This is a genomic window from Shewanella sp. (assembly GCF_048265805.1).
In the GTDB taxonomy this organism is placed as follows: Bacteria; Pseudomonadota; Gammaproteobacteria; order Enterobacterales; family Shewanellaceae; genus Shewanella.
The window spans coordinates 191,049-203,522 of sequence record NZ_JBLXAT010000001.1; the positions used below are offsets into that span (position 1 = coordinate 191,049).

The window sequence follows — 12,474 nt, forward strand, 5'->3', positions numbered from 1 at the left end:
CTCCTCCTACGCCATGGTGACCAGTAACAGCGCCACCAATGCAGCGACCACGTACAAGCAATACACGCGGAAATCACCGTACTGAATGAGCTGCACTACGCGACTCAACCGCTGTACAGCACCAACCACTGGCATCACAATGTGGTCATCCCATACAGGTTCCACTCTGGCCGCCGCGTCGGTAGTTGCATCTAATGAGCGATGGAACATCGGTGCGGGGTCGAGGGTTTTACGCATGCGATACAGTGGGGCAAACAACACTTTCAGCGGCTGAGCAAAGCTGCCCGCTGTCAGTGACATACGTTGTTCATAACCGTAACCGCAAGCCCAAGGGGTGCCACGTTGGATAAAGTTGAGCCGATTGTTTTTGCCGGTGAAGCTAAACAGCAGCAGCGGCAGTAATGGCAGTGCCAACAGCATGATGAACAGCAGTGGCGTATTGAGGCTGGTTTGGTTTACATCACCAGGGAATACCGTAGCCGCGGTGGCCACACTGGTAGCGGTTTGGCCACTTAGCTCAGCCGCAATCTGGGTGATCATGGGGGCCACTTGCGCCGCCCCGATGCCGAGCACAATACACAGCAGCGCGAGCAGCCACATGGCAATCGTCATCGACGCAGGCACCTCAGTGGCACGCTCCACTTGTTCACTACGTGGCGCACCGCAGAAGCAGATACCGTAAACCTTAACGAAACACATTGCCGCCAACGCCCCAGTAATCGCCAACATCACAATGGCGATAGGCCCCGCCAGTTGCAGACCGATGCCACCCGCTTTACTCATGGTGAACAGTGATTGATAGGTAAACCATTCGCTGACAAAGCCATTGAGTGGTGGCAGTGCCGAAATCGCCATACAACCCATCAGGAATGCCATCGCGGTGCGAGGCATTAACTTGCCAAGGCCGCCCATGATCTCCATGTTTTTAGTGTGAGTGCGATAGATCACCGCTCCCGCGCCCAAGAACAGCAATCCTTTAAACAGCGCATGGTTGATGAGGTGGTACAAACCACCGAGCAACCCGAGCAACGCCAATAATGGATGGTTGGTTGCCATGCCAATCATGCCAGCGCCTACGCCCATCAAAATAATGCCGATGTTTTCCACAGTGTGGTACGCCAGCAAGCGTTTGATATCGTGCTCAGCCAAGGCATACAACACCCCAAGCACTGATGACACGGCACCAAAGGCCAACACCACAATGCCCCACCACGCTTCGGTCGCGCCGAGCAGGTCGATACCCACTTTGATAATGCCGAACACGCCGATTTTGACCATCACGCCAGACATCATCGCGGACGCATGAGAGGGTGCTGCGGGGTGCGCCCGTGGTAACCAGCCATGTAGCGGTAACATCCCCGCTTTGGCACCAAAACCAAAGAACGCCAACAGGAACACCGCCGAAGCTTCACCCACTGGCATATCTGCCGCACGAAACGCGGCAAAGTCGAGGCTGCCCGCGTGGCGATACATTAAGAAGAACGCCAGCATAATCAGCACTGAGCCCGCATGCGCAATCAGGAAGTACAGCAAACCCGCGCTAACCGCCTCATCGTCTTGCTCTGAAATGACCAAGAAGTAAGAACTCAGCGACATCGCTTCAAACAGCACAATAAAGTAGAAGGCGTTATCCACCGCCACCAGCGCGACCATTGATGCGATAAACAGGTTCATAAAGAAGCCCATCGCCCACGCGCCTTTGCCGCGATACTCTTCCAAATAAGCAAAGGAGTAGATGGCGCACACCACGGTGAGAATGGAGATCACCAGCACCATAAAGGCGGCCAGTAGATCTAAACGCAAGGTCAAGTGCGCAAATGCCGCAAACGGCCCCGCATATTCCGCGGTGACGGTTTGACCGCTAAGCAGCACTGGCAGCGCGCAAAGCACTCCCGCCACGCCACCCAGCAGCGAAAACGCGCCACTGAGTTTAATCGCCAAGCCTTCATTGCGATTCAGTAGCAATGACAGCAGCGAGCCTATCAAAAACAGCAGCAAGGCTGTGCCTAACCAACAGATAGCTGTCATTATTTGTTTCCTCCCGCCGCAGTTTTTGGCGCCGATGTCACTGGCCATTCCACCAAGTTGCTCACCGCAGTGAGCTGACGCTTGCGATCGCTCGCCAGCGCTAATGCTTCATCGCATACCACCATGATGGCTTTGGTTGGACAGGTTTCGACGCAGGCTGGTCCCTCAGCACGGAAACTGCAGAGGTCACACTTCACCGCCACGGAACGGATGCCTGGGCGCCAATCCAATAGCGGACTGACGCTAGGTGCCGGCCGTGGTGGTAATGCCGCTAACGGTGTGGCGACATCATCAGCGATGTTGATTGGTTTGGAGCCACTCAAAGTGATTGCCCCAAACGGACAGGCAATGGCGCACAGCTTGCAGCCGATGCAGCGGCTCTCGTTGAGTACGATGGCTTCGCCCTCATGGCGAATTGCGTTTACCGGGCACACAGTGGCACACGGCGCATCCTCACATTGGTGGCACATATGCGGCGCCGACTCATCGACACTGCGCATGATCACTAACCGAGGTGCAGCCTGTAACCCTTGTTGCTTGTGGGCCTCTGAACACGCCGCCATGCAGGTATTGCAGCCGAAACACAAGTTGGGATCGGCAATGACAAAACGGTTCATATACTCTCTCTAAGCACTTCATCCCGAGGCGTGAGTCACTTCGTCACTTTTGACGACAACGCCATCAGTGACGAAGCTGTCGACAGCAGTGATTGACTGCAAAAACATCGAGATAACTTCCCATAACACCGACAAAGAACACTGCTCTGTTGCGGGTTTACGCTAAGTAAGCGCTCGCGAGAAAGCGGGTTTGTCGGACATGCGGCTTAGTCATGCTGATTAAGCCAATGTCCATAGGGAGCATTTTCTGCGCCAAGTAAGAAAATAAACAAAATATTCAATAAAAACATACAATTGAACACAAACCAATGGCAAAACGTTGTGCAACAGCCGTCGTCAGCAACCGCAAGGGTAACTGGCCTCGTCGTCATGTAGCGTGTTATTGATTCATGGTGAGATTAATTAGCGAACAATTATCAATTAAAGTTGGCAGCGGGTCGCATTTTGTCGCTTGCGCTTATGCTTAAATAATGTCTCGCCGTTGCGGTACGACCAGTGAGCAAGCGTTTATGACCGCAGCGACATTTAAGGAAGGCACGAATAAGCCATAGTGACACTCTGAGTGGGGGAACATTTGGAGTGAGATACCGTTAACTTGAGTCCTGCAGCGATAGGTCAACGTTAATTCACATCAAGGGCTAGCCATACTTCCTTAGTGAGTAGGCCGACAAAAAGGGGACGACGTCGACTATGACGCAACGACTTGAGTATCTGCATGAACAAAAAAACTGTTTACGCCTGACCCATCAATTACTGGATCAGTCGAGTGTTGCTCAGTTACTGCAATCGATGAATGCCTATCTGCATGAATCCCCTGCGCCTTATCAATGCAGCGTGCTGGTGGACGATCCGCTAAATGGCCCGCTGCTCTACCGCCAAACGCAAGATGACGTGCAATGTTTTAGCGATGAGATGCTAGCGAACGGCCCACTGCGACTGATAGCCGCCACCCGCGCACCGCTGCATTTGTGTGCGGATGAATATCAACAACGCTATCCCGCCCTGTATCGTCTAACCAATACTCCAGCTTTTTGTGATGCCCTGCTGCTGCCGATTTTGAACCATCGCCGCCTACTGGGATATTGCGAACTACGCCGCGCTGACGGCCGCCGTTTTGATAGCGAAGATGTCGCCTGCGCCGAATTGCTGAGTGAATCACTCGGGGTCGCGCTGGAACATCTACAAGCGCGTTTATCGCTGGGGCTAGAGCAACACCAGCTCTGTGAAGAGCGCGACGATTTTCATGTACTGGTCAACGTAACCAACGCGGTGATTACCGAGCGTTCAGTGGAATCTTTAGTGGAGAAAATTGCCCACGAAATCCATGTTTACTTTGGCATTTGTGCGGTGAGTGTGTGCTTACCCGATACCGACCCATCACTGCTGAATCTATATAACGCCTTCTTTACCGAACCTGGGCGGCCACAGCGCTCTCATCTGCGCATTACCGCCGCCAACAGTATCTGTCAGCGGGTGCTGGAACATGGCGAGATTGAGTTGTGCGAGCTGGAGGCCGACGATCCGCTAGCGCGAAACGAAAACCTACTGTTTCAATATTGGCCCGCCGATAGCCATGAGCTGTGCCTCGTGCCGATTAAGTTTGCCGGCCAAATGCTCGGCGTACTCAAATTGGCGCAGGCCGATATGCACTGTTTTCAAGGCTCACGACTGCAACTGCTGGCACAAATTGCCGAACGCACCGCCATCGCGGTAGATAACGCCCGCGCCTATCAAGAGATCAACCGCCTCAAAGATAATCTGATGCGGGAAAATCACTACCTCAGTGAGCAAGTTGAAAGCCTCAGTCATCAGCAGTTTGATGAGATCATCGGTAGCAGTCACAGCATTCAAGCGGTGCTCAAGCAGGTAGAAATTGTGGCCAGCACCGACTGTTCGGTATTGCTGCTTGGCGAAACCGGCACCGGCAAAGAGGTGTTCGCCCGAGCGATCCATCGTCTCAGCCCACGGTCGCACAAACGCATGGTTAAAATGAACTGTGCCGCCATGCCTGCGGGGTTGCTGGAAAGTGACCTGTTCGGTCATGAAAAAGGGGCCTTTACTGGGGCCAGTAAAGATCGCCAAGGCCGTTTTGAAATGGCGCACCACAGCAGCTTATTTCTTGATGAAGTGGGCGATATGCCACTGGAACTGCAACCCAAATTGCTACGGGTACTGCAAGAGCAAGAATTTGAACGAGTCGGCGGCAACCGCTTAATCAATGTCGATGTCCGTTTGATTGCCGCCACTAACCGCAATCTGCAAAAGATGGTGGTGGATAAAGAGTTCCGTAGTGACCTGTTCTACCGCCTCAATGTATTTCCTATCCGTTTGCCATCGCTCAACGAGCGCCGTGACGATATTCCGCTACTGACCAAGTTTTTTGTCAGCCGCGCGTGCCAACACATGGGCCGTAATATCGATAGTATTCCCACCCGCGTGCTACGCCGTCTGCAAGAGTTAGAGTGGCCGGGAAATATCCGTGAATTACAAAACGTGATTGAACGGGCGGTGCTACTGAGCAGCGGGCATACATTGCAGTTGCCACCAGAGATTGAAAGCGCTAACGATAACGACGCTAACTTTTTGCGGGTTACGCCCTCACCGTTAGCCACACCGAAACGCAACAATGAAGAGGACGATGAATATCACCGCATCATCAATGTGTTGCAGGAGACCAACGGCATTGTTGCTGGCCCACGCGGGGCCGCCCATAAGCTAGGGCTGAAACGTACCACCTTGCTGTCACGGATGAAGCGCCTCGGCATCGATAAAGACGCAGTGTTGGAATAACGCTGCAATGATGGGGTTACACACCCACCACATCACTGCGGCGCTCCATCAGCACCACATCGCGCCATTCACCATTGAGCTGGCCGAATTTTTTATGCACACCCAGTAGTTGAAAACCGTTGCGGCGGTGCAACGCCACGCTGGCTTGGTTTTCAGGAAAAATGCCCGCTTGTAATGTCCAAAAGCCCTGCTGTTCCGAGTCCGCGACCAAACGCTGTAACAGCTGATGCCCAACGCCTTTACCACGTGCGTTCTTGGCAATGTAAATACTGACGTCGGCCACACCGCGATACACAGGCCACGAACTTATTGCCGATAACGCTGCCCAGCCAACCACTTGCCCATCCAATACCGCCAGCAATCGACATCGGGGCAGCATGTATTTGTCCCACTCGGCCCAGCTCAACACAGAGGTTTGAAAAGTGGCAAAACCGAAATCGATGCCCTGCTGATAAATGGCTTGCACCGAGGCGTAGTCTTGCGGCAATAACGGTTTCACCTGCAACATATTCGGGGTTCTCAGATAATTGCGTGGCAGTAAGCCCTACGCTTGCAGCGTCGCGGCAACGGCAAAGCCGATCACTAGCACCATAATTGGCAAGCAGCTTAAACAACGTAGTTGCCAAACCAGTTGCCCAAGATGCTGGTCGTCACAATGAGCTAACTCACCATGTTGAATGGCGTCCACCAGCACCCGATGTAACTCATCTTGCGGTTGTTGCTGGTATAACAACTGCGCAGTGTGGCCATAATACTGCTGCACATACTGCACCAGTTGCTGTCGCCTAAATTGACGTAATCCTAAAATAACCGCCACCAGTACACTGGACAGCGTGATATAGATTTCAACGTAATTCATGGGTCCCTCTCATGTGTTGACTGCGCCCGCTAAAGCGTCAACACTCCGTGCTAGCAAGACGTTCCGAGATGTCTAGTCGATGTCCTTTAGCCGCAAATGGTGCAGCTAAGCGGATGTACAAGTTAGTGGCTTGCGCCCACAATTAATGCGATCTACCACAGGTTTTACCACCTTGTTTGTGTAACTATCGCGCGATATTTTGCCAACGTCACAGCAGGCTGGTCGCTCGCAACATCGCCGCCGTTAAACACAGATAAAATCCCCAAGCTGAACCTTCCAATAACATGGCGCGGGATTTGTTCGCACCGCAGGTAACGCTCGGCTATGATAGTGACTCACATGTTTATTTAGCCGAGTTATCAATTGCCTAGCTCTAGTCGCATTCACACCCTCGATATAACCCGCGGTGTCGCCGTGTTGGGTATTCTGCTGCTGAACATCTTTGCCATGGGCGTGAGCTACTATGACTACGTGCCATTTAACCAACCAAGTTGGAGCGATAAACTCGGCCAAGTGCTGTACTACTTTGTGCTGCGCGATCGTTTTATCACACTATTTGCCATGCTGTTTGGGGCGGGGCTGTACCTGCAATGGCGCAGTTTTGACGGCCAAACCGCCCTACTCAAACGGCGACTTTACTGGTTGCTACTATTTGGATTACTGCATCGTATTTTTGTCTGGCCGGGCGATATTCTATTTAACTACGCGATTTGCGGCTTAATCCTATTGCGTTATCTGTCGCTGTCGCCCCAACAGCAGCTATCAATGGCGCTGAGGTTTATCGCCATGGGTATCTTACTGACGATAGCCTCCTCGTTACTGCTGTATGACTTCACCCCAGTATCACGTGAATCAGCCGAGTATCTCGACAGCTTTGCGGCTTGGACGGGGAGCTATCAAGGGCAACTGCAAATGCAGTGGACGCTGGCGCTGGCGGATGCATTAATCTTTCCACTCACTTACATGTGGTTGTTATTGGGGCTTATGCTGCTGGGCTGCTACGGCTTCCGTCAGCACTGGTTTACCGAGGGGCTAGCGCAACAACGAGCTTGGCTGTTGCCTTTGTCACTGCTGCTTTCTGGCATCGCCTACCCCATTGGGCTACAGCACAACGCTCACCTGCAAGCACTGTCAGAAGCCTTGCTCAGCCTAGCCGCCATGCCGATGTCACTGTGGTTAATTCATTGCATTGCTCACAGCCAAGCGCAAGGCCAGTTAGCGCAACGGCTGCAGGCGGTAGGGAAAATTCCGCTGAGCTTATATCTGCTGCAATCGCTGCTGGGCACTTGGCTACTGCGCGACCTAGCACCACAGCTCAATTTGAGCCTCAATTGGTTTGGCTATATTGGCATCGCCCTGTGCGGTTGTTTGCTGCAACTCTGGCTGGCACCGTTATGGTTACGTTACTTTGCCCAAGGGCCATTGGAATGGCTCTGGCGCCGCTTAGCATTTGGCGCCAGCTATCAACCCCATAGATAAGGATTAAGATGAAAGGCAAAGGCCATTTAAGCCAATGGAATGATGAACGTGGCTTTGGTTTTATCACCCCAGTGAACGGTGAGCAGCAGGTATTCCTGCATATTAACGCGATGGCAAATCGCAGTCGCCGCCCGACAGCGGGCGAATTACTCAGTTACGATTTAGCGCAAGATAAACAAGGCCGCTGGCAAGCACTCAACGTCATGACCATTAGCGACAAACAACAACGGCAACAGCCAAGTAACCGCCGCCGTCACCAGCAAAAGCAACGCGGCAAGAGTCAATATTTACTGCTGTTTTTCAGTCTGTTGGCGCTGGCCAGTTGGCAGCATTGGTTGCCGATATACGCGCCAGTTTGGTATTTGCTGCTCAGTCTGGTGTGCTACATCACCTATGCCGTTGATAAACGCGCCGCCAAGCAAGACCGTTGGCGCATTGCCGAAAGCACCTTGCAACTGCAAGCTCTGTTAGGTGGCTGGCCTGGCGCACTATTCGCCCAACAACGTTTGCGGCATAAGTCTGTTAAAGCGGCTTTTCGGCGGGTGTTTTGGCTATGCGTATTGCTCAATCTGGCGGCATTGTTCGCCTTGTATCACTACCGCAGTTGGCTACCCGCGTAGTTATATTAACGCGGTTTAATCAATGCCATTTGGCGCAATTCGACGACGCTGGTAACATATCCGCTCTTTTTATGTTGCAGGAACTTGCTATGAGAATTGTGCTGGCCGTTATCATTATCGCTTCGGTTATTTTTTACTTTTTTATTGATCGGCAGCAGCGCGTAGGAATGCAAGAGACGATTGAAGCAAGCCAAGCATTCTTGCAAGCCAATAAGACGCAAGACGGCGTCATCACTACCGATTCTGGCCTGCAATATCAGTACCTGCGTCATGGTAATGGCACCGTGCATCCACAAGCCACCGACACCGTTAAAGTGCATTACGAAGGCCGCCTGATTAACGGCCGCGTTTTTGATAGTTCATACGCCCGAAACGAGCCGATTGAATTTCCACTCAACAAAGTGGTGAAAGGTTGGAGCGAAGGGGTACAGCTGATGGTTGAAGGCGACACTATGCGCCTGTTTATTCCTGCCGAGCTTGGCTACGGTAACCGCGCTGCGGGCCCTATCCCAGCAGGTTCGACCTTGATATTTGATGTTGAGCTGTTAAAGATTAACCCGACGGCAGAACCGCCTGCGGCTAAGTAACCAAGATAGGCGCGGACACACCCGCGCCTTCCTCAGCACTGCAGCAACATAGTGTGTAACCCACGGCACACAATGGTTTCTGAATCATCAACGCGGCTTATTTGGCAATGGCTCAACGCTGCTGGCATCGCCATCTCTTTAATGCTCGCCACACAGCCTTTGTAATAATCCGCCTGATTTAAGGTACTGCCCGCCAACCAGATCCGCTGCGGGTTAAGCAGATTGACTGCCCACGCAATTCCCATTCCCAGATAGGCGCCAGAACGATACAGCTCCACCGGGTTGCGGAAACGACGTTGACGAATCGACTCCCCACTCGCCATTTGATCTAAGCTGAATTCGCCCGATTCTGTCATTACTCGGCAGTTACCTAAATCGCCAGCAATGCCCTCAGCCCCAATAAACACTTGGCCGTCAAACGCCACAGCCATGCCCATGCCAGCCGAACAGCCGACTAAGATCTCGCAGCGATATTTGTTGCTGGCAACCGCATGCAGTGCCGCTTGTACGTCGTTACTGAGCAGTACACGGCTAGCTTTGCAGTGAATTTTATCTGGGCTCAAGCCCATCAATGCAGGAAGATGGCGGCAGGAAAATAAGCTTTGATGACGCACCATGCCCGGCACGGCCAGCGCCAATTGATAATCACTTAACTGGTAATCACTTTCACAATCAGCAATAAATTGATTGAGATCTGCCAGAGAGAACCCCTCCCCCGTTGGCACTTTGTACTGTTCGGTCACGCCGTTGTCGATAAATTGCAACAGTGCGGTATCAGCACCAATCTCAATGGTTAATTCAGCCATTGCCCCTCCATCGTGCTCTGTCAGCGAGCTATAACTGCGGCACATATTAGCATAATCCCGTTACAGCGGCGATGTAAGCATATATTAATTATCGATAAAACAGTTGATTAACTCAGCAAATGGCTCATGAGTCTCAGGCTGAAGTATATAAACACGGCATCCAAAACACTAACCATGGTGCGAACAAGTCAATGTCTCGGCATCAGCAGCGCCATTACAAGACCATGGCACGTTAGCAACTCAACATCATGCGCAAGCGCAGACGCAGCGAACATCGCTGATCTAGCTAATGCCTGCTCAGCTTTACATTCAGCAACGCTTTTTCTTACGGCTTATCTTGCGAAGCCCATCACACAGTTGCCATAATCCACGCACTTAAATGCTCATCTTATCGCGCGCGGCCGTTCGGCTACGTGCCACCAGTAACGGAGTTCATATGTCCAATTCTATCGCTGCTCGGCTGGACGCCATTCGCACCGAAATGGCCAAGCTCAAGCTTGATGCCTTTATGCAACCACGTGCCGACGAATACCTCGGCGAATATGTGCCCGCCCACAACGAACGCTTGTGGTGGCTGACCGGCTTTACCGGTTCCGCTGGCATGGCGATTGTGATGCAACAAAGCGCAGCGGTATTTGTTGATGGCCGTTATGTGGTGCAAGTACGCCAACAAGTGAATGGCAAACTGTATAGCTACGAAAGCCTGACCGAAATGCCGCAATACGAGTGGCTGGCCGATAAACTACCCGCTGGCAGTCGCGTCGGTATTGATGCACGCTGCGTCACGCTGGCTTGGTTTGAAGCGGCACAAACCCGCCTCACCAAAGCCGATATCGAGCTGGTGCGCTTGCCAGAAAACTTGGTCGATGTTTGCTGGCATGACCGCCCAGCGGCGGCCGTCGATCCTGCATCATTGTTTAGCGATGATGTCGCTGGCAAAACCAGCCTTGAAAAACGCCAATTCATTGGCGAACTCGTTAAGAAAGAAGGTGCCGATGTCGCGCTCATTAACGCGCTCGATTCTTTCTGCTGGTTGCTGAACATTCGCGGCCAAGATATTCCGCGCATTCCGGTGGTATTGGGCTATGCCTTACTCAACACCAATGGCGACATGACCTTGTACTGCGACCAACGTAAACTGCCTGCCAATGTCGCCGCCCATGTTGGCACAGGCGTAAGCTTTGCCGATGAAGCCGAGCTGGCCGATGCCATTAGCGCCCTCAAAGGCAAGAAGCTATTGGCTGACCCAAGCAGCGCCAACGCCGAATGCCAACTGCAAGCACGTGAAGCTGGCGTAAAACTGCTTGCGGGCCTTGACCCTGTCGCTTTGCCAAAAGCCTGTAAAAATCCAGTCGAACTGGCAGGCATGAAAGCCTGTCACGTACGTGATGGTGCCGCAGTGAGCCGCTTCCTCGCGTGGTTAGATCGCGAAACTGCCGCCAATCGTTTGTACGATGAAGCGACTTTGTCCGATAAGCTGGAAAGCTTCCGCAAAGCCGACCCGCTGTATCAAGAACCCAGCTTTGACACCATTTCTGCGGCTGGCTCAAACGCGGCCATGTGCCACTACAATCACTTGAACGGCACCCCAGCACAGGTCGAGATGAACAGCATCTACTTGGTCGATTCTGGCGCACAATATCTTGATGGCACCACCGACGTAACGCGCACCATCGCTATCGGTGAGGTGACTGACGAGCAACGTAAGATGGTGACCTTGGTACTCAAAGGCCATATCGCGCTTGACCAAGCACGCTTTCCAAAAGGCACCACCGGCCAACAGCTGGATATTTTGGCGCGCCAATATCTGTGGCAACACGGCTTTGATTACGACCATGGCACCGGTCACGGCGTGGGCCATTACCTCAGCGTGCACGAAGGCCCGCAACGCATTGGTAAGAACCACAACGCCATTCCATTGCAAGTGGGCATGGTGATCTCTAACGAGCCAGGCTATTACCGTGAAAATGGCTTTGGTATCCGCTTAGAAAACTTGGTCACCGTCAAACCTTGCGCCGCCTTAGCAGGTGCCGAACGCGAAACCTACCAGTTTGAAGCGATTACCTTGATCCCAATGGATAAGCGTCTATTCGATAAGTCCTTGCTGACAGCCGCCGAGATTGACTGGGTCAATCACTACCATCAACGGGTGTTCGATGCCTTATCAACCACCCTCGAAGGTGACGATTTGGCATGGCTAAAACAGGCCACCAGCGCGCTTTAATGCTGATAAATCAAGCCGGTAGCAATACCGGCTTTTTCTTACCTGATCCGCGCCTTGAATTCGGTTATAATCGCCGCCATATTTGCCCATATCCCTGTATTTTTGGAATAGCGTTTTATGTTGAATACCGAGTTCGATAAGTACCTAGAGTTCCCTACCGATTTCCCATTTAAAGTGGTTGGCGATGCCAGCGATACTTTGGCGGAAAAAGTGGTATTGGTGGCTCAACGTCATGCACCGGGCGATTACACGCCTAGCACCAAAGCATCGAGCAAAGGCAGCTACCTCTCAGTCACCATCCGCGTGATTGTAGAAAGCAAAGAGCACATCGAAACACTCTACACCGAGTTTGCCGCCATCGAAGGCGTGCGCCGCGTGCTGTAATCTTTACAGGCAAAAGTGTGATCTATATTACATTTTTGCCTTGAGCGCGTATAATAGCGCCACGGTGAAACTGGAGACAA

General features: G+C 52.4%; 11 protein-coding genes. 6 read left to right on the forward strand and 5 right to left on the reverse strand.

The window, feature by feature from the left end:
* Positions 1–6: 6 nt before the first annotated feature.
* A complete protein-coding gene (gene hyfB / locus ACN0TT_RS00820; protein ID WP_417760255.1) occupies positions 7–2,028 on the reverse strand; it encodes a hydrogenase 4 subunit B in 2,022 nt (673 codons plus the stop codon).
* Positions 2,028–2,645 (reverse strand): 4Fe-4S dicluster domain-containing protein, encoded by a 618-nt coding sequence (locus ACN0TT_RS00825; RefSeq protein WP_417760256.1) that lies wholly within the window; start codon positions 2,643–2,645, stop codon positions 2,028–2,030. Before ACN0TT_RS00825 ends, hyfB begins: the two co-directional genes overlap by 1 nt.
* Positions 2,646–3,335: 690 nt before the next feature.
* Here ACN0TT_RS00825 and ACN0TT_RS00830 point away from each other — a divergent pair.
* Positions 3,336–5,435: a sigma 54-interacting transcriptional regulator gene (locus tag ACN0TT_RS00830; protein WP_417760257.1), complete on the forward strand. Its 2,100-nt coding sequence runs from the start codon at positions 3,336–3,338 to the stop codon at positions 5,433–5,435.
* Positions 5,436–5,451: 16 nt separating this feature from the next.
* Here the strand turns inward: ACN0TT_RS00830 and ACN0TT_RS00835 are convergent, their stop codons facing one another.
* Positions 5,452–5,943, reverse strand: a complete 492-nt coding sequence (locus tag ACN0TT_RS00835; RefSeq protein ID WP_417760258.1) for a GNAT family N-acetyltransferase — start codon at positions 5,941–5,943, stop codon at positions 5,452–5,454.
* Between the two features lie 36 nt (positions 5,944–5,979).
* Positions 5,980–6,294 (reverse strand): hypothetical protein, encoded by a 315-nt coding sequence (locus ACN0TT_RS00840; RefSeq protein WP_417760259.1) that lies wholly within the window; start codon positions 6,292–6,294, stop codon positions 5,980–5,982.
* 363 nt (positions 6,295–6,657) lie between these two features.
* Here ACN0TT_RS00840 and ACN0TT_RS00845 point away from each other — a divergent pair, with 363 nt between their 5' ends.
* From ACN0TT_RS00845 to ACN0TT_RS00855, 3 genes are all read left to right on the forward strand, one after another.
* On the forward strand, positions 6,658–7,773 hold the full coding sequence (locus ACN0TT_RS00845) for a DUF418 domain-containing protein (protein WP_417760260.1): 1,116 nt from the start codon (positions 6,658–6,660) through the stop codon (positions 7,771–7,773).
* 8 nt (positions 7,774–7,781) lie between these two features.
* Positions 7,782–8,393, forward strand: a complete 612-nt coding sequence (locus tag ACN0TT_RS00850) for a DUF1294 domain-containing protein (RefSeq protein ID WP_417760261.1) — start codon at positions 7,782–7,784, stop codon at positions 8,391–8,393.
* Positions 8,394–8,482: 89 nt separating this feature from the next.
* The gene (locus tag ACN0TT_RS00855) at positions 8,483–8,980 is read left to right on the forward strand and encodes an FKBP-type peptidyl-prolyl cis-trans isomerase (RefSeq protein ID WP_417760262.1); all 498 of its coding nucleotides are present in this window, start codon (positions 8,483–8,485) and stop codon (positions 8,978–8,980) included.
* A gap of 32 nt (positions 8,981–9,012) precedes the next feature.
* Here the strand turns inward: ACN0TT_RS00855 and ACN0TT_RS00860 are convergent, their stop codons facing one another.
* Positions 9,013–9,786: an ROK family protein gene (locus ACN0TT_RS00860; protein ID WP_417760263.1), complete on the reverse strand. Its 774-nt coding sequence runs from the start codon at positions 9,784–9,786 to the stop codon at positions 9,013–9,015.
* A gap of 436 nt (positions 9,787–10,222) precedes the next feature.
* Between ACN0TT_RS00860 and ACN0TT_RS00865 the strand changes: the two genes are divergently transcribed.
* Together ACN0TT_RS00865 and ybeD are read left to right on the forward strand one after the other, a co-directional pair.
* The gene (locus ACN0TT_RS00865; protein WP_417760264.1) at positions 10,223–12,010 is read left to right on the forward strand and encodes an aminopeptidase P family protein; all 1,788 of its coding nucleotides are present in this window, start codon (positions 10,223–10,225) and stop codon (positions 12,008–12,010) included.
* A 117-nt stretch (positions 12,011–12,127) separates the two neighbouring features.
* Entirely contained in the window at positions 12,128–12,394 is a 267-nt protein-coding gene (gene ybeD / locus ACN0TT_RS00870; RefSeq protein ID WP_037443561.1) for a DUF493 family protein YbeD, read from the forward strand.
* The last annotated feature ends 80 nt before the right edge of the window (positions 12,395–12,474 follow it).

Coding starts and splice junctions, on each gene's coding strand:
- ACN0TT_RS00825 (WP_417760256.1), bottom strand. CDS start 2,645: ATGAACCGTTTTGTCATTGCCGATCCCAACTTGTGTTTCGGCTGCAAT.
- ACN0TT_RS00835 (WP_417760258.1), bottom strand. CDS start 5,943: ATGTTGCAGGTGAAACCGTTATTGCCGCAAGACTACGCCTCGGTGCAA.
- ACN0TT_RS00860 (WP_417760263.1), bottom strand. CDS start 9,786: ATGGCTGAATTAACCATTGAGATTGGTGCTGATACCGCACTGTTGCAA.
- ACN0TT_RS00855 (WP_417760262.1), top strand. CDS start 8,483: ATGAGAATTGTGCTGGCCGTTATCATTATCGCTTCGGTTATTTTTTAC.
- hyfB (WP_417760255.1), bottom strand. CDS start 2,028: ATGACAGCTATCTGTTGGTTAGGCACAGCCTTGCTGCTGTTTTTGATA.
- ACN0TT_RS00850 (WP_417760261.1), top strand. CDS start 7,782: ATGAAAGGCAAAGGCCATTTAAGCCAATGGAATGATGAACGTGGCTTT.
- ACN0TT_RS00865 (WP_417760264.1), top strand. CDS start 10,223: ATGTCCAATTCTATCGCTGCTCGGCTGGACGCCATTCGCACCGAAATG.
- ybeD (WP_037443561.1), top strand. CDS start 12,128: ATGTTGAATACCGAGTTCGATAAGTACCTAGAGTTCCCTACCGATTTC.
- ACN0TT_RS00840 (WP_417760259.1), bottom strand. CDS start 6,294: ATGAATTACGTTGAAATCTATATCACGCTGTCCAGTGTACTGGTGGCG.
- ACN0TT_RS00830 (WP_417760257.1), top strand. CDS start 3,336: ATGACGCAACGACTTGAGTATCTGCATGAACAAAAAAACTGTTTACGC.